The sequence below is a fragment of the Devosia sp. genome, assembly GCF_025809055.1.
Lineage (GTDB): Bacteria > Pseudomonadota > Alphaproteobacteria > Rhizobiales > Devosiaceae > Devosia.
The window spans coordinates 2,739,763-2,757,730 of the sequence record NZ_CP075529.1; the positions used below are offsets into that span (position 1 = coordinate 2,739,763).

At 63.9% G+C, this 17,968-nt stretch carries 14 protein-coding genes; 9 read left to right on the forward strand and 5 right to left on the reverse strand.

What is annotated here, in order from left to right; translation table 11 throughout:
- Positions 1–389: 389 nt before the first annotated feature.
- The 9 genes from KIT02_RS13465 (at position 390) to KIT02_RS13505 (ending at position 12,282) form a co-directional block, all read left to right on the forward strand.
- The gene (locus KIT02_RS13465; RefSeq protein WP_297578510.1) at positions 390–2,297 is read left to right on the forward strand and encodes an ABC transporter substrate-binding protein; all 1,908 of its coding nucleotides are present in this window, start codon (positions 390–392) and stop codon (positions 2,295–2,297) included.
- A gap of 228 nt (positions 2,298–2,525) precedes the next feature.
- A complete protein-coding gene (locus KIT02_RS13470) occupies positions 2,526–3,518 on the forward strand; it encodes an ABC transporter permease (RefSeq protein WP_297578512.1) in 993 nt (330 codons plus the stop codon).
- A 1-nt stretch (position 3,519) separates the two neighbouring features.
- The gene (locus KIT02_RS13475; RefSeq protein WP_297578514.1) at positions 3,520–4,653 is read left to right on the forward strand and encodes an ABC transporter permease; all 1,134 of its coding nucleotides are present in this window, start codon (positions 3,520–3,522) and stop codon (positions 4,651–4,653) included.
- Between the two features lie 171 nt (positions 4,654–4,824).
- Positions 4,825–5,841, forward strand: coding sequence for an ABC transporter ATP-binding protein (locus tag KIT02_RS13480; protein ID WP_297578516.1), 1,017 nt, complete (start codon positions 4,825–4,827; stop codon positions 5,839–5,841).
- Positions 5,838–6,869: an oligopeptide/dipeptide ABC transporter ATP-binding protein gene (locus KIT02_RS13485; RefSeq protein WP_297578518.1), complete on the forward strand. Its 1,032-nt coding sequence runs from the start codon at positions 5,838–5,840 to the stop codon at positions 6,867–6,869. The genes KIT02_RS13480 and KIT02_RS13485 overlap by 4 nt, the downstream gene beginning before the upstream one ends.
- Positions 6,870–8,723 carry a DUF2264 domain-containing protein gene (locus tag KIT02_RS13490; RefSeq protein WP_297578519.1) on the forward strand — a complete coding sequence of 618 codons (1,854 nt, stop codon included), beginning with the start codon at positions 6,870–6,872 and terminating at the stop codon, positions 8,721–8,723.
- Positions 8,720–9,730: a hydroxyacid dehydrogenase gene (locus tag KIT02_RS13495; RefSeq protein WP_297585291.1), complete on the forward strand. Its 1,011-nt coding sequence runs from the start codon at positions 8,720–8,722 to the stop codon at positions 9,728–9,730. Before KIT02_RS13490 ends, KIT02_RS13495 begins: the two co-directional genes overlap by 4 nt.
- 155 nt (positions 9,731–9,885) lie before the next feature.
- A complete protein-coding gene (locus tag KIT02_RS13500) occupies positions 9,886–11,517 on the forward strand; it encodes an acyltransferase (protein ID WP_297578521.1) in 1,632 nt (543 codons plus the stop codon).
- A 117-nt stretch (positions 11,518–11,634) separates the two neighbouring features.
- Positions 11,635–12,282, forward strand: a complete 648-nt coding sequence (locus KIT02_RS13505) for a ThuA domain-containing protein (protein WP_297578523.1) — start codon at positions 11,635–11,637, stop codon at positions 12,280–12,282.
- A gap of 60 nt (positions 12,283–12,342) precedes the next feature.
- On the opposite strand, the gene KIT02_RS13510 is transcribed toward KIT02_RS13505, so the two are convergent.
- From KIT02_RS13510 to KIT02_RS13530, 5 genes are all read right to left on the reverse strand, one after another.
- Entirely contained in the window at positions 12,343–13,053 is a 711-nt protein-coding gene (locus KIT02_RS13510; protein ID WP_297578525.1) for a class I SAM-dependent methyltransferase, read from the reverse strand.
- A gap of 80 nt (positions 13,054–13,133) precedes the next feature.
- Positions 13,134–14,765: a hypothetical protein gene (locus KIT02_RS13515; protein WP_297578526.1), complete on the reverse strand. Its 1,632-nt coding sequence runs from the start codon at positions 14,763–14,765 to the stop codon at positions 13,134–13,136.
- A complete protein-coding gene (gene ugpC / locus KIT02_RS13520) occupies positions 14,762–15,820 on the reverse strand; it encodes a sn-glycerol-3-phosphate ABC transporter ATP-binding protein UgpC (RefSeq protein WP_297578528.1) in 1,059 nt (352 codons plus the stop codon). Before ugpC ends, KIT02_RS13515 begins: the two co-directional genes overlap by 4 nt.
- A gap of 15 nt (positions 15,821–15,835) precedes the next feature.
- Positions 15,836–16,720, reverse strand: a complete 885-nt coding sequence (locus KIT02_RS13525) for a carbohydrate ABC transporter permease (protein ID WP_297585294.1) — start codon at positions 16,718–16,720, stop codon at positions 15,836–15,838.
- Between the two features lie 226 nt (positions 16,721–16,946).
- Entirely contained in the window at positions 16,947–17,840 is an 894-nt protein-coding gene (locus tag KIT02_RS13530) for a sugar ABC transporter permease (protein WP_297578530.1), read from the reverse strand.
- Between the last annotated feature and the right edge of the window lie 128 nt (positions 17,841–17,968).

The following is a 17,968-nucleotide window of genomic DNA, read 5'->3' on the forward strand; positions in this document are numbered from 1 at the left end:
CAAAATCGGTGAAAAGTGCGCAATTTTCCGGCTTTAAGCGGCTGTCTCAACAGCGCAAAAATCCAAAACTTGCAGAAATTGCGTAATATGCGCAAATTTCTTGAGTTTACGCAAAAGTCTGCGTAGCCTTGCGCTGCATTTGTTGACTTCACTGGCCTTGCGGTTAGCAGACCGTTGGCATTTGCAGCAACCGTGACGGCTCGGCGGGTCTTTGGAGGGACTCTTCGGACACTATCCGGTCAGTCGGCGCCAAGCGCGCCGGACGGCCTCATGGCCATCACGCTCGGCGGAAGTTTGCTTCCGCGCAACAGAACCATGCCGTGCCGGCAGAGGACAGCCGGCCGACGATGTGAATGCCGGGGCAGGACCCCGGCCAAGGGAGGAAAGCAATGAGGAAAGACTTTGGTCTTGGATTGACCGGCGCGGTCGCCCTGGCAGCCCTGATGGCTGCCGGTGCTCCGGCTCTGGCGCAGCAGCAGGCGCCAATGCTGGACGCGCTGGTCGAAAGCGGCGAACTGCCACCGCTCGAGGAACGCCTTCCGGCGAGCCCGCTTGTGGTTGAGCCGGTGGACAGTGTCGGTACCTATGGCGGCACCTGGCGTAGCGCCCTGCGCGGTGGCCTCGACAATGCCTGGATCGCGCGCACCGTGGCCTATGACGGCCTGGTCCGCTACAACCGCGAGTGGAACGAGATTATTCCCAACCTCGCCGAGAGCTGGGAAGTGAGCGAAGATTCGCGCACCTATACCTTCAAGCTCCGCGAAGGCCTGAAGTGGAACAATGGCACCCCGTTCACCAGCGCCGACATTGCCTTTGCCGTCGAGCTGATGAGCGAGCCGAGCTACGGCGCTGGCACCTTCATCAAGAATCCCAACAATCCCGTCACGGTCGAGGTGATCGATGACACCACGTTCAGTTTCGTCTTCGAAAACCCGAACGGCCTGATCATGGACGATCTGGCCAGCGTCAATGGCTTTACCGTTGTCTCGCTGAACAAGGAATACTGCAGCCAGTTCTATCCCAAGTACAATCCCGATGCAGAGGCCAATGCCAAGGCCGCCGGGTTCGAGACCTGGGAACTGCACATGCAGGATCGCTGCTCCTGGGCCACCGAAACCATCCGCTGGGCCAATCCCGACCTGCCGATGATGAATGCCTGGATGATCGAAGAGCCGCTGACGGGCGATGCGACCCGCACCACCTTCGTGCGCAATCCCTACTATTGGAAGGTCGACAGCGAGGGCAATCAGCTCCCCTATATCGACCGCCTCTCCATGCGTGTTTCGGATTCGCTCGAAGAAATCACGCTGATGGCACTCAATGGCGAGATCGATTTCCAGGACCGCCATATCGCCACCGTCGCCAACCAGCCGATCTTCTTTGACGGCCAGGAAGCCGGCGACTATCGCCTCGGGTCCAACGTGCCCTCGACCAGCAATACGCTGGCCCTGCAGTTCAACATGAACCACGTGGACGAGAAGCGGCGCGAACTGTTCCAGAACAAGGACTTCCGCATCGGCGTCAGCCATCTGCTCGATCGCCAGGAAATCATCGATGTGGTCTTTACCGGCCAGGGCGAACCGTTCCAGGTCGCGCCGCGCCCGGAAAGCCCGTTCTATGATGAGGAATATGCCAAGCAGTACACCGAATATGATCCCGATGCCGCTGCTGCTGCCTTCGAGGCCGCGGGTCTCGTCAAATCGGGTGACTATTATACGTTTGCAGACGGCACGCCGCTGCAGATCACCATCGACCTGATCGCTTCGTTCCGCTCCGAATGGGTGGACATGATGGAGTTGATGCAGCTGCAGCTCGAAGCCGGTGGCCTCGATATCGAACTCAACAATATCGACCGCACGCTTTACTACGACAAGCGCCCGCTGGGTGACTATGACGCCCAGATCTGGCAGGGCGATGGCGGCCTCGATGTCGTCCAGGAACCCCGCTACTACTTCCCCGCCAATGGCGAGAGCGTCTGGGCCTTCCGCTGGCAGGCCTGGTATAACGGCGCCAACCCCGAAATCGCTGAAGAACCCGTGGCCTGGGCCAAGGAGCAGATGGATCTCTATACCCAGCTGCGCGCCGAAGGCGATCCGGACAAGCGGACCGAGCTGATGAAGCAGATCCTCGTCATCGGCAAGGAGAACTTCCCGGTGATCGGCGTCAGCCTGCCCGGCAATGGCTACTACATCGCCAAGAACAACATGCGGAACATCGCCCCGCAGATGCTGCATGCCTACCTGTTCCCGACCCCGGGGCCGTACGACACCTTCCAGTGGTACTTCGCCCAGGACTAGGGTCCTCCCCGGCCTCCCGCGGCCTTCCCATGGGCCGCGGGGTGGTTGGGAACTTTGGACGACACGCGGTCATCCATACGCACAGTCGCTTCCCGCGGGCCTGACCCGCGGGTCTCTCCAACCCGCCACCGGCCTCGGCTGTGCCGAGAGCGACCCGCGGATCAAGTCCGCGGGAAGCGCTGGTGGAGCGGTGAGCGCAAGCGCCACCAGCGAAAGCAGAAGACGCCCATGCTGCGTTTTATCGTCACCCGCCTGATTGCCATGGTCCTGACCCTGTGGGCCGTCAGCTTCGTGGCCTTCGCCATCATCCAGCTGCCGCCGGGCGATTACCTGACCACCTATGTGGCCACGCTCAATTCCAATGGCGACCGGGTCGATCCGGCAGCCATCGACGCCCTGCGCCGCCAATACGGTTTTGGCGAGCCCTACCTCGTCCAGTACTGGAAGTGGATTTCGGGCATTCTCGGGCGCGGCGATTTCGGGCAGAGCTTTGAATGGAAGGCGCCGGTCACGACCCTGATCTGGGGCCGGCTGGGCAATTCCATCCTGGTCGAAGGCCTGGCGGTGATCGCCATGTGGACCATCGCCCTGCCCATCGGCATCTATGTGGCGGTGCGCAAGTATTCCCTGGGCGACTATCTCGCCACCATCGGCGGCTTCATTGGCCTGGCCGTGCCGAACTTCCTCATGGCGCTGCTGCTCATGTATCTGAGCTATCTGTGGTTCGGCACCACGATCGGCGGGCTTTTCTCCGCCGAGTTCGAGAATGCGCGCTGGAGCCTGCCGCGCGTCATGGACTTCCTCTCCCACGCCTGGGCGCCGGTTCTGGTGCTGGCGACGGCGGGAACGGCCGAACTGATCCGCATCCTGCGCGCCAACCTGCTCGATGAGCTGAAAAAACCCTATGTGGTGACGGCCCGCGCCAAGGGCCTGCCGGAGTGGAAGGTGATCCTCAAATATCCGGTGCGGGTCGCTCTCAATCCGCTGATTTCCACCATCGGCTGGCTGCTGCCGGCGCTGGTGTCGAGTTCGGTCATCGTCTCGGTGGTGCTCAACCTGCCCACCGCCGGTCCGCTTCTGCTGCGCTCGCTCACCAGCCAGGACATGTACCTTGCCGGCGCCATCATCATGCTGCTCGGCGTGCTGACGATTGTCGGAACGCTGATCTCGGACCTGCTGCTGGCCTGGATCGATCCCCGCATCCGTTATGGGAGCAAGTAAGATGGCGCTCGACTCCGCGACTGCCGACCTGCCCGCAACGCCGACCAAGGTCCGCCGCGAATCCCAGCTGGCGCTGATGTGGCGGCGCTTCCGCCAGCACCAGCTGGCCGTTGTCAGCCTCTGGATCGTGGTTGTCTTCTACCTGATCGCTGCCCTGGCCGAGTTCCTGGCGCCGACCGATCCCAGCGCCTACAGCGCGCGCTATACCTATGCGCCGCCACAGGGCCTCAATTTCATCGTCTCGGACGAGACCGGCTGGCGCTTCGAGCCCCATGTCAACGGCTACAAGTCCGAGGTCGATCCGGCGGCCATGCGGCGAACCTTCGTCGTCGATCCGGAAGTGGTCATTCCGGTGCAGTTCTTCGCACCCTCCGAGCCCTACCTGCTCGCTGGCTTCATCCCCATGTCGGTCAAGCTCATGGGCGTCGAAAATCCGCGCGACCCGTTCTACATCCTGGGCGCCGACCGGCTCGGCCGTGACCTCCTCAGCCGGCTGATCCACGGCACGCGCATCTCGCTGTCCATCGGCCTTGCCGGGGTGACGCTCAGCCTGTTCTTCGGCATCATCATCGGCGGCTTTGCCGGCTATTATGGCGGCTGGTTCGACAGTGCCGTCATGCGCGTGGTGGAGTTCATCCGCTCCATGCCCACCATTCCGCTCTGGCTCGGGCTGGCCGCGGCGCTGCCCAAGGACTGGACGGCGCTCCAGACCTATTTTGCCATCACCATCATCCTCAGCCTCATCGGCTGGACGGAACTGGCGCGCGTGGTGCGCGGACGCTTCCTCAGCCTGCGGACCGAGGACTTCGTCACCGCGGCGCAGCTCGATGGCGCCAGCGACTGGCGGATCATTACCCGCCACATGGTGCCCAGCTTCACCAGCCACATCATCGCGGCGGCCACCCTGGCCATTCCCGGCATGATCCTGGCCGAAACGGCGCTCAGCTTCCTTGGCCTGGGCCTGCAGGCGCCCATCGTTTCCTGGGGGACCCTGCTGCAGGAAGCGCAGAACATCCGCACCCTCGCCACCGCGCCCTGGCTCCTGGCGCCCGGCGTCTGCGTGGTCGTGGTCATCCTTGCCCTCAACTTCTTTGGAGACGGCCTCCGTGACGCCGCTGATCCCCATGGCCGCTAATTCCGTTCAAGCAAACCCCTCACCCGTCTCGCGCTTTGCGCGATCCACCCTCTCCCACAAGGGGAGAGGGGTGACACTGCGCCTGTCACACCCTCGGATATCCCTTCTCCCCCCGTGGGAGAAGGTGCCCGAAGGGCGGATGAGGGGGACATGGTCCGAGGAGCGCGCACGATGACCAAACCGCTCCTCACCATCAACGACATGTCCATCGCCTTTTCCTCCCCGGACGAGGCCGATATCGAGGCCGTGCGCCAGGTCGACCTGACGCTGACCCCGGGCAAGACGCTGGCCCTTGTGGGGGAAAGCGGCTGCGGCAAGTCGGTGACGGCACGCGCCGTGCTGCGCCTGCTCGATCGCAATGCCAAGATCGGCCGGGGCGAGATCGTCTTCGACGGCGGGGCCGGCCCGGTCGACCTGGCCCGGCTCAAGCCCGACAGCCTAGACATGCGCGCCATTCGCGGCGCCCAGATTTCGATGATCTTCCAGGAGCCGATGTCCTCGCTCTCGCCGGTGCACACGATCGGCGACCAGATCGACGAGATCATCGTCCTGCATGACCGGCTGACGCCCAAGCAGGCGCGCGAGCGCACCATTTCGCTACTCGACAAGGTCGGCGTGCCGGGCGCGCGCGACCGGGCCAATGCCTATCCGTTCGAACTCTCCGGCGGCCTGCGCCAGCGCGCCATGATCGCCATGGCCCTGGCCTGCACACCCAAGCTGCTGATCGCCGACGAGCCGACGACAGCGCTGGACGTGACCACCCAGGCCCAGATCCTCGACCTCTTGCGGCAATTGCAGGAGGATTTCGGCATGGCCATGCTGTTCATCACCCATGACCTGGGCGTGGTGGCCGAAATTGCTGACGAAATCGCCGTCATGTATCTGGGCGATGTGGTAGAGCAGGGGGATGTCTATGAGGTCTTCCGGGCCCCCAAGCATCCCTATACGCAGGCCTTGATGAACTCGGTGCCGCGCCTGCAGCGCAAGGCCGAGCGGCAGCGGCTGTCCCCGATCAAGGGCAATGTGCCCTCGCCCCGCGAACGCCCGGCGGGATGTTCCTTCACCAGCCGCTGCCCGCACGCCTTCGGGCCCTGCCAGGGCACGCGGCCGGCGCGAACGCTGGTTTCCGATGGCCATGTGGCGCGCTGTCATCTGCTTGAGACCACTCTTCGGGAGGTGCCGGCATGAGCACGCTTCTCAGCGTCGAGAACCTCGACAAGGTATTTACCCTTGGCGGTGGCCTGTTCGGCAAGTCACGCGAACTTGTGGCGCTAAACGATATTTCCCTCAGCGTCGAGGCCGGAGAGACCCTGGCCATTGTCGGGGAAAGCGGCTGTGGCAAGACCACGCTCGGCCGCTGCATCATCCAGGCCCTCAAGCCCAGTTCCGGCCAGGTTCGCTATCACCCCGAAGGCGGGGAGGCGGTGGACCTCGTCGCGCTCGACAAGAAGGGGCTCAAGCGCGCGCGCCGCGACATCCGCATGATCTTCCAGGACCCGATGAGCTCGCTCAATCCCAATATGCGGGTCTTCGACATCGTGGCCGAGCCGCTGCGCGTGCATCGCATCGCCACGGGGCGCGAACTCGAGCGCCGGGTCTATGACGTTCTCGGCAAGGTCGGGATCTCGCCCGACGCCGCCGGACGCTATCCGCACGCCTTTTCTGGCGGGCAGCGCCAGCGCATCGGCATTGCCCGGGCACTGGTCCTCGACCCCAGGCTGGTGATTGCCGACGAGGCCGTCTCGGCCCTGGACGTGTCCATCCAGGCCCAGGTTCTCAACCTGCTCGACGACCTGAAGGAAGAGTTCGGCCTCACCTATATCTTCATCAGCCACGACCTGGGCGTGGTGAACTATATCGCCGATCGGGTGGTGGTTATGTATCTGGGCCATGTGGTGGAGAATGCGCCCACCGAAGCCCTGTTCGAGCGGCCGCGCCATCCCTATACCGAAATGCTGCTCGAGGCGCTGCCGATTGCCGATCCGACGCGGCGCAAGGGGCGTCGGGCCGAGCTCAAGGGGGAAATCCCCTATCTCGGCAACCGGCCCCAGGGCTGCCCATTCCATACCCGCTGCAAATATGCCGAGGACCGTTGCCGGACCGAAAAGCCGGCGCTGCGGCCCGTCAACGGCACGGCCCAGCTGGCCACCTGCCATTTTGCCGAAACCCTTGAACTTCAGGGCGCCTATGAAGCGCCACAAAAGGCCATTGCTTAGATGACTTATGATCCCGCTACCGCCAATCCGCTGTTTGGCAATCCGCTCCGCACCCGCAATGACGTCGAAAAGGGTCTGCGCGACCTGTTCACGCCGCTTCTGCCCTATTTCTCAGAGGGTGGGGCGCGGGTCCGGCTCGATGGCGCCGGCGCCCATTTCGACCGGGCTGCCGCAGACCTCGAAGGCTTTGCCCGCCCGCTCTGGGGTCTGACGCCACTGGCAGCCGGTGGCGGCGACTTCGACCACTGGGAGCTTTACCGCCAGGGCCTGGCCAATGGCACCGATCCCGAGCACCCCGAATATTGGGGCACGGTCAATGGCATCGACCAGCGGCAGGTGGAACTGGCCGCCATCGGCTTCACCATGAAGATGCTGCCGCATCTGGTGTGGGACCCGCTGCCGCAAAAGGCCAAGGACAACCTTGCCGCCTATCTCAAGCATGCCCGCAAGTTCGACTATGCCGACAACAACTGGAAGTTCTTCCGCATCCTGGTCGATCTGGGGCTCGAGCAATGCGGGGTGGATTTCGAGCGCTCCTATACCGATGCCTATTTGAGCGAGCTCGAGGGCTTCTATCTGGGCGACGGCTGGTATCGCGATGGCAATGTGCGGCGCATCGACCACTATATCCCCTTCGCCATGCACTTTTACGGGCTGATCTATTCGCGCCTCGCCAAGGGTGACGACAAGCGCGTGGCCGACTACAAGGAACGGGCGCGCCTCTTCGCCAAGGATATCCAGCACTGGTTCGACGAAGATGGCGGTACTCTGGCCTTCGGGCGCAGCCTCACCTACCGGTTTGCCTGCGGCGGCTTCTGGGGCGCGCTGGCCTTTGCCGATGTCGAGGCGCTGCCCTGGGGCGTGATCAAGGGCCACTTCCTGCGGCATCTGCGCTGGTGGAGCAAGCTGCCCATCGCCCATGGCAATGGCGTGCTCTCGATCGGCTATGGCTATCCGAACCTCTTCATGTCCGAGAGCTATAATTCGGCCGGCTCGCCCTATTGGGCCCTCAAGGCCTTCCTGCCCCTAGCACTGCCGGCCGATCATCCGTTCTGGACCGCCGAGGAGGTCGACCCGGGATTCACCGCTGACCCCGTGCCGCTCAAGCATCCGGGCATGGTCATGCAGCACACGGCGGGCAATGTCGTGGCCCTGTCGAGCGGTCAGCAGAACTGGCAGATGCGCCACGGCACCGAGAAATATTCCAAGTTCGTCTATTCGAGCCGCTACGGCTTCTCGGTCGAAGTCGACGAACGGGCCTATAGTCTGGGCGCTTTCGACGGCGCCCTGGCCCTGAGCGACGATGGCCGGCACTACCGCGTCCGCGAAACCAATGAACTGGCCCAGATTGCCGGCGAGAAGCTCCATGCACGCTGGAAACCCTGGCAGGACGTGGAGATCGATACCTGGCTGCTACCGGCCGGAAACTGGCATATCCGCGTCCATCGCATCACCACGCCCCGGCCGCTACACGGCACCGAAGGCGGCTTCGCCATTGCCCGTGCCGATCTCAATGCCGATGACTATATCGACGCCAAGGGCCGGGCCGTGGCCCGCTCCAAGACCGATCTCAGCGCCATCGTCTGCCTCGCCGGTGGCCGGGACGGGCGGGCCTTCCGCGCGCTGCCCAATTCCAACCTGATCGTGTCCAAGACCATCGTGCCGCAATTGCGCGGCGACATCGCTGCGGGAACCACAGTGCTGGTCACCGCCGCCATGGCCCTGCCGGCGGGGGCCGGTGCCGAAGCCGCGCTCGACAATCCGCCCGGCGTGCCGGACCTGGCCGAGCTCGAAGCGCTGTTTGCCCGCGAGGGCATGGATGTCAGCGCCATCCTGGTGCCGGAGCGCTTCTGATGCGACCCAAGCTCGCCTTTGCCTTCCGGGCCGATAAGACCCTGCACGTCTTTGACGATGCCGACATGGCGCGCCTGGCCGCCTGTTGCGAGGTGCTGTCGCCAAGGCCCATCGAGAGCTTTGCCGATCCGCAGGGCCTGCAACTGCTGGGCGAGGCCGAAATCCTGGTCACCGGCTGGGGCTGCCCGATGCTGACGCCCCAGGTTCTGCGGGCCGCGCCCAATCTCAAGCTGATTGCCCATGCGGCCGGTACGGTCAAATACACCATCGACCCTCTCGCCTATGAGTTGGGCATAGAGGTGACCCATGCTGCCGATGCCAATGCCGTCCCGGTGGCCGAATTTACCCTGGCCTCGATCATCTTCGCCAACAAGCGGGCTTTCGAGCTGCGCGACCTTTACCGCTCGGACCCGTCCCGGCGGAGCGCCTATGCGCTGATGGACGACCGCATCGGCAATTACCGGCGGACCATCGGCCTTGTCGGCGCCTCACGCATCGGCCGCAAGGTGGCGGCGATGCTTGCGGGCTTTGACTATTCGGTGCTGCTCTATGACCCGTTCGTTGAACAGGGCGACCCCATCACCAGGCAGGCCGAACTGGTCGATCTCGATACCCTGATGGCGCGCTCGGACGTGGTGTCCATCCACGCGCCCGCCCTGCCCTCGACCCGCGCCATGATCGGGGCGGCGCAATTGCAGCTGATGGCGGACGGGGCGACCTTCATCAACACGGCCCGCGGCGCCCTGGTCGACGAGGCGGCTCTGGTGGCTGAGTTGCAGACCGGGCGTATCCAGGGCGTGATCGACGTCACCGACCCGGAAATTCCCCCGACAGATTCGCCGCTTTTCCAGTTGCCCAATGTGTTTCTCACCCCCCATATTGCCGGGGCAATCGGGACCGAACGGGGCCGGTTGGGCCGGATGGCCGTGGATGAAGTCGAGCGTTTCGTGCGGGCGGAGCCATTGCGGTACAAGGTTGAGCCCGAATTGCTGGAGCGGCTGGCGTGAGCACGGGGCCGTTCGAAACCCCCTCACCCGTCTCGGCCTGCGGCCGATCCACCCTCTCCCACAAGGGGAGAGGGGTGCCTTGTGCAAACCCTGCCTGCATGAACGCCTTCTCCCCTTGCGGGAGAAGGTACCCGCAGGGCGGATGAGGGCTGACGATGTCGGATAACACCCAACAGGACGCGCGCTGGCACCATGACCGCCTGCAATATCTGACCTGGGACCGGACGGAGGCGGATATTGCCGATCCTGCCCATCAGGCGCGCCTGCAGCTCTTGCGGGAGAAGGCCGGGGCCAGCTTTCACCCCACCGCCTATGTGGCGGCGGAGGCGGCAATCTTCACGACGAACCTGGTGCTCGGGGCGCAGAGCTGGATCGCCGGCCATGCCCTGGTGCGCGGCGATGTCGAATTCGGGGACCATTGCACCGTCAATCCCTATGCCATGATCTCGGGCCGGGTGCGCTGTGGCCATGGCGTGCGGATTGCCAGCCACGTTTCCCTGGTCGGCTTCAATCATGGCTTCGATGATCCGGACGTGCCGATCTACCTGCAGAAACACGAAAGCCTCGGGATCACCATCGAGGACGATGTATGGATCGGCGCGGGCGCCTCGGTGGTCGATGGCGTGACCGTGGGGCGCGGCGCGGTGATTGCCGCCGGAGCGGTGGTCAGCAAGGACGTGCCGCCCATGGCCATTGTCGGCGGCGTGCCGGGCCGGGTGCTGCGCTATCGCGGCAGCGGCCGGCGTGGCCTGGCGCGGGGGCAATTGCAGGCACTCGGGGACCGGGTGGCCGCGCAATGGCGGGCCGTGCTCGCCGAAAATTTCGACGGCACCGACTATGTGTCGCGCGAGAATGACAACCAGGCCCGCCGCAGCAACCGGCATGTCTGCGATGCCATCGAGATCGCGGCTGGCTTCGACGCGATGCCGCCGGGGATGGACATGCAGGCCGAGATTGCCCGGCTGCAGGGCATACAGGATCCCAATACCGGGCTGTTCCCCGATCCGTTCCAGCCGCCGGGCCCGGACACCGCCATGCGGGACAATGGACTGGCGCTCTACAATGTGCTCTCGACCGGCTATGCGCTCGAAGTGCTGGGGAGCCGCCCCCTGCACGCCGTCTCGGCGGTGGAAATCCCGGCCGATGAGTTGCGGCTCTGGCTCGAAAGCCTGCCCTGGCGGCAGCGGGCCTGGGGCGCGGGGGCGGCCGTCGACGCCATCGGGACCGCGCTCTATTTCAACGCCCGCTATTTCAGCACCGGCACGTCGCGCGAAACACTGTTCGGCTGGCTCGCCATGCAGCAGGATCGGGCTTCCGGACTCTGGGGGTCGCCAACCGCCGGGGAGGGACTGCTGCAGCCCGTCAACGGCTTTTACCGGCTGACCCGCGGTACCTATGCCCAGTTCGGCCTTGCGGTTCCGCGCCCGGAAGCGGCGATCGACTCGGTGCTGCTCAACCATCGCAATTTTGGCGGGTTCTCGGGCCCGACCTATACCGCCTGCAACCTGCTCGACACCATCCATCCGCTGCTGCTGTGCCTGGCCCAGACCGACCATCGGCGCGCCGAGGCCGAACAGATTGCGCTTTCGGTCATTGCCCGCGCCGGCGAGCGCTGGACGGACGGCAAGGGCTTTGCCTTTGCCGATGGGCAGGCGCCGGGCCTGCAGGGCACCGAAATGTGGCTGTCCGTCGTGCATCTGGCAGCAAAGCTGCTGGGCCTCGAAGAGGCCTTTGCCTTCGTGCCGAAGGGTGTGCATCGGACCCAGGCGGTGGGATTGGGATTGTAGGGGCCATGAGTAGACCTCATCCTGAGCTTGTCGAAGGACGAGGTCGTGGCGCGGTATGGGGACGCGACCTCGTGGTTCGACAAGCTCACCACGAGGTCGACTGGAAGGGACGAAACAATGACCAAGAAGAAAGCACTCGTCGTCTGGGGCGGCATGGAATTGCACACGCCTGAGCGCGGCGCGCATGTGGTGCGCGACCTGCTCGAACAAGAGGGCTTTGCGGTCACCGTGACGCCCGACTACGACGCCCTGGGGGCCGAGGATGTAGGCAGCAATGACCTGATCGTCCCGGTCATCACCGACGGTACGCTGGCCCCGGAAAAAATGAACACTCTGGTGGACGCTATCCGGGCCGGCACGGGGCTGGCGGGCTATCACATGGGGCTGGCGACGACCTTTCGCGCCAGTGTGCCGTTCCGCTACGCCGCCAGCGTCTATTGGGTGCAGCATCCGGGAAACATCATGACCTATCGGGTCGACGTGACCCGGCCCGATCATCCGATCATGGCCGGGATCGACAGCTTCGAGCACACGTCCGAACAGTATTATCTCAACTACGATCCGGCCGTTGAAGTGCTGGCGACGACCACCTTTTCCGGGGACGTGCATCCCTGGCGCAAGGACGTGGTCATGCCGGTGGTCTTTACCACCACCCATGACCAGGGCCGCGTGTTTTATTCCTCGCTCGGGCACACCGCAGACGAGCTCGACATTCCGCAGGTGCGCACGATCCTGAAGCGCGGGCTGCTCTGGGCGGCGCGGTAGGCGCTAGAGATTTTCTCGTTCTGACTGGATCAGAACGAGAGCTCTAAGTTGTTGAACGATCTATTGCTGTTGCTGCTGCGCCTGCTGGCGCAGCACTTCGGATTCGGGCAAGGCATTGGCGTATCTGAGCTCGCGATTGGCGCGGGCCCAGAAGGCGGGATGCACGCGATCGAGCAGGGCTGGGTCAGCTGGCGCGAGGCCGAGCGCCGTGGCCGTTTCCGCGTTGAGAAACAGGATCGTGTTCTGGCGGTACCAGGCCGGGATGCTCTCGCTGGTCCAGATCCGGTCGCGCAGCACGTCATGGGCGGAAAAGCCGAGAGCGGCGAAGTGCGCGGCCCAATAGCTGGGCCATTGTTCATTGAGATGGCCGACCCCGCCCTGACCGGGAATGGCCGCCGAAAACAAAACGGCCGGCGCCATGGCGCAGAGATCGGCCACGAAACCGGCGGCCCGGCCCGGCGAGAGATGCTCGGCAACTTCCAGACTCATGACCAGGTCGACGGCGGGGCCGGCAAAACTCTGTTCGAGATCGCGGTTCTCGAAACTGATGTCGGCGGTGTCAAGCATGGCCGGGGTGACCCAATCGCCCTCGATGCCGAATTGAAACGGGGCGCCCGAGGCGGCTAGGAACGTGCCGGTGCCGCAGCCGATATCGGCAACGCGCTGCCTCGGCAGGCCCGGCGGCAGCGCGGCCAGGATCAGCTTGGCGGCCTGGGCCGTGTGGGCGCGGCGGTGCGTATAGAAATCGGCGGGGTAAAGCGCAGTCGTCACGTCACCTTCGTCCCATGATCGCGTTTTGGCGGCTCGACCATAGGCGCGCCGCGACGGCATGGAAAGCGCCGTGGCCGGGTTCAGCCGTGATTGGGCAGGACCAGAACCGGCCTCGCCGCGACGTGCCAGGCCCCGCTCTCCAGCATCTTGACCTCGTTGGGTTCGACCTCGATGGGGAGAGTCTGCCCGCCGCTTTCGATATGGCCCCGAACCGCGTTGGCCGACAGACCGACCATGCCGAGGATTGTGCCCTTCCGGTCGGTGATCAGGCGGCAGCCGGCGGGGAAAGTGTGCAGCAGCGCGCTATCCTTGTAGATGCGCGATTGCGGGCCGGCATTGACCAGCTCGAAGCGGGTGCCGTCGATGGTGCGGGCATAGGCCGTTTCGACAGGCTCCTGCCGATGGGCGATTGTTTTGGGCACGAGCCCGGAGAACCACAGTAGGCCCTCGGGCCGGGGCAGGATGCCGGACAGGCGCTCGATGAAATCGAGCATGCACAGGATGGAAGGCGAGTATTTCTCGGTGAAACCCGCGGCCCCGTTATGCGGATTGAGCGTCTGGGGGAAGCGGTCGGCCTGGGCCAGGGCCCAGAGCGCCGGCTGCATGATCCAGGTGAGCTCGACCACATGGCCATGATGCTCGAAGGCATGGGCGGCGCGGATCAGGGTCAGGAAATTGGTCGGGCCGTTCCAGGAATTCTGCCCGAATGTCGGATCGAACCGCGGATCGTCGAGGGCAATCGAGGTCAGGGGATATTTGGCGAAGAATTTCCGGGTGTTGAGCAGATAGCGGTCCAGTGCTTCGCTGAAGAGATCGGCATCGCCGATTTCTGCCGCCAGCACCCGCAGCAGCACGTCGGACTGGATGCGGACCGGGCGGTCCTGCTTGTCACGGTCATAAAAGAAGCTGTCGTCGGGGTCGTAGCACTGGCCGAACAGGGCCTCTTCGCTTTGGCGCGCCAGAACGCCCCAGTCGTCGTCGCGGCCGAGCTCCCGGGCGATGTGCCCGAGATAGCGCCGCTGGCAGGCGACATTGGCGGTGAGATCGGGCGCGATGAAGGGCACGAGGGGATTGTCCGGATCGCAGCGCGCCGGATCGTTTTCGAAGGGACTGTCGGGAACATGCCAGAAGCGCGAGGAGAGGTCGTGACCGGTGTCGTAGGCGCAAAAGGCTTCGACGGCGCCGGTGCCGCGTGTGTCGCGGTGGCGGGCCAGCCAGGCATCATTGCGCGCCATGGCGTCATAAAGGGTGGCAAGCCAGTCCTTGCCTGGGTCGGCCAGGCGATAGTGGTTCCACACCGAACGGGCGAGCGGGGTCACGAGCTGGATTTGCCCGAAGCCGGGCCCCTGGGGCGTGATCTTGTAGGGAAACAGGCCATCGGCGCGCTGGTGGCGGGCGAAGGCCGCAAAGGTGGATGTGGTGACCGAGGGCAGGAAGCGGCCCAAGAGTTCGGCATTGATCGTGCCGGTGCTTTCGAGCCAGCAGCCGTGATAGATGCCGCCTTCGTGCAGGATCGGCGGGTGACCGGCGGTGGGCGCAATGCAGGCGAAGAGTTCGGCGACCGCCTGGCGATAGCGCCCGGTCAGCCGCGCATTCGTCGAGACGAAGCGGACATCGGCCTGTTGCCATTCGGCGTGAAGGGCCGCCTGCGTACCCTCGATCCCGGCCGCGGCGCCCTCGGCGCGCAGGGCATGAAGCAGAGCCTCGCTCACGCAGGCACCGCGACGCGCAGCCCGTCGGCACCGAAAAAGTGCGCATCGGCAGCGCCAAAGCCGAGCTCGATGGTCTCGCCACGCTTGAACTGCGCACTGCCGGGCGCCTGCGCCATCAGGGCCTGACCATTGGGCAGGGTCACATGCACGAAAACCTCGCTGCCCAGATATTCGACGAGGCTGATCGTCCCCTGGGCCATAACATCGCCCTCCCCGCCAAGATGCAGGTGTTCGGGGCGGATACCGACCGTCACCGCGCCGGCGGGCAGATTTGCCGGCAGGGTGCCGAAGCCGTCGATGGCGATGCCGGAGGCGGTGGCCTGACCCCGCAGCAGGTTCATTTTTGGCGAGCCGATGAAGCTGGCGACAAACAGGTTGCGCGGCGCATTATAGAGCTCGAACGGCGTACCGACCTGTTCGAGATTGCCCTTGTTGAGCACGGCGATGCGCGTCGCCATGGTCATGGCCTCGGTCTGGTCGTGGGTCACATAGATCATGGTCGTGCCCAGCCGGTTATAGAGATTGGCCAGTTCGACCCGCATCTGCACCCGCAGTTCGGCATCGAGATTGGAAAGCGGCTCGTCGAAGAGGAACAATTGTGGTTCGCGCACGATGGCCCGGCCGATGGCGACGCGCTGCTTCTGCCCGCCCGAAAGCTGGCGCGGTTTGCGATCCATCAATTCCCCGATCTGCAGGATGCGGGCGGCTTCGGCGACGCGGCGCTCGATCTCGTCTTTGGGCATACGCAGATTGGAGAGCCCGAAGGCCAGGTTCTTGCGCACGCTCATATGCGGATAAAGCGCATAGGACTGGAATACCATGGACAGGTTGCGCTGGCTGGCCGGAAGGTCGTTGACCACCCGGTCGCCGATGGAAATCGTGCCGTCGGTGATCTCCTCGAGACCGGCGATCATGCGCAGGAGGGTGGACTTGCCGCAGCCCGACGGCCCCACCAGCACCAGGAACTCGCCGGACTGGACCTCAAGGTCGATGCCGTGGATGACCTCGAAGCCGGAATAGGCCTTGCGGACTTCGGAAAGGGTAACGGATGCCATGGGCGTAAGCCTCTTCTACTTGAGACCGCTCATCGCGATGCCGCGAATGATCAGGCGCTGGAAGATGAGAAAGAACAACAGGATAGGCACGATGGACAGGATCGACATGGCAAACATGGGTCCATATTGGCTGACCCCGTCGCTGGAGATGAAACTGCGCAGGGCCAGGGGCACGGTATAGTCGGCCATGTCGTTGAGATAGACCAAGGGGCCCAGGAAATCCTCCCAGGTCCAGATGAAGGAAAAGATCGCGGCCGTCGCCATGGCCGGGACCGACAGGGGCATGATGATGGCCCAGTAGATCTTGAACGGCGAGCAGCCATCGATCATCGCCGCTTCATCCAGTTCACGCGGCAATTGCCGGAAGAACTGTACCATGAGGAAGATGAAGAAGGCATCGCCAGCCAGGAACCGCGGCACGATCAGGGGCAGATAGGTATCCACCCAGCCCAGGTTGAGAAACAGGATATATTGGGGGATCAGCACCACATGATAGGGGATCATCAGGGTCATCATCATCAGCGCGAACCACATGGTTTTGCCGGTGAATTCGAGCCGCGCAAAGGCATAGGCGGCAAAGGAACACGAGATGACATTGCCGATGACCGAAAGCACGGTCACGACGGTGGAATTCCAGAAGAAGGTGGTAAAGCTGACCGGCAGCGCGTTCCAGCCCTCCCAGTAGTTCTGCCACTGGAACTGGCTGGGCCACAGGCCCAGATTGCCGAAGATCTGGTTGTCGGGCTTGAGCGATGAGGCCAGCATCCACACCAGCGGATAGATCATGATCAGCGAGGTGGCGATGAGGAAGATGTGCTTGAGCACGGCCGAGCGACGGGCGCGGCGAGCCTTAGCTTCGCGGTAAGCCTGGGCGATCTCGGCTGTGGTCTGGGTGGGCATGGCAGTGGTCACGATTCGGCGCCCTCCAGAGCCAGGGTTCTTTCGCCTCCCTCCCCTTGAGGGGGAGGGAATGAGGGTGGGGTGGGGTCGCAAACACGGACGTCGCGGTTAGATATCACCCCACCCAGCTTTGCTACGGCCTGACGGCCTAGCGACGCTACCCTCCCCCTCAAGGGGAGGGAGGAGACAGAGCCGAAGCGACTGGTGCCATCAGAAAGCATCATCTTCACCCTCTCTCGTTTTCGTAATGGACCCAGTATTTGCTGGTCCAGAAGGCGATGGCGGTGAAGAGGGCGATGATAACGAGCAGGACCCAGGCCAGGGCCGAGGCATAACCCATGCGCAGGAAGCTGAAGGCTTCGTTGTAGAGATAGACCGTGAAGAACAGGAGGCTATCGAGCGGCGCGCCCGAACCGCCGGAAATGATGAAGGCGCCCGAAAAGCTCTTGAAGGCCTCGATCATCTGCAGGACCAGGTTGAAGAAAATGACCGGGGCCAGGAGCGGCACGGTGATGGCGAAGAATTTGCGCACCGGTCCGGCCGCGTCGATTTCGGCGGCCTCGTAGAGTTCCTGGGGAATGGCGCGCAGGCCGGCAAGGAAGATCAGCATGGGCGAGCCGAATTGCCACATCGCGAGGACGATCAGCGTCCAGAGCGAATAGCGCGGGTCCGAGAGCCAGTAGGGCCCGTCAAGACCGAACAGGCGCAGCACCGAATTGATGACGCCGTCATAGTTGAACAATTGCCGCCACAGAATGGCGACGGCGATCGAACCGCCCAGGATCGAGGGCAGGTAGAACAGTGCCCGATACCAGCCGATGGCGCGGATGCCCTTGTCCAGGGCCATGGCGACCCCGAGCGCGAAGATCAGCTTGAGCGGCACCGAGACGAAGACGAAGGTGAAGGTCACCTGCAGCGCCTTCCAGAAGCGCTGATCGAACTGGACCATGTACATATAGTTGTCGAGCCCGATCCACTGCGGTGGCCGCACGACATTGTATTTGGTGAAGCTGAGATAGAGCGAAGCCAGGATGGGGCCGATGGCCAACAGGAAGAACCCGATCAGCCAGGGCGACAGAAAGGCATAACCGGCCAGGTTCTTGCGCAGGAATTTTTGCACACGGCACTCCAGTTCAGTCCAGTTGCCCCGAAGCGGCATTCGAAGCAGCACCTGCCGCGACCATGTGGCAGGTGCTGCATCGCCCGGGGAGGGCTGCCGCCTACGGGAGCAGGGCGGCAGTCAACAGG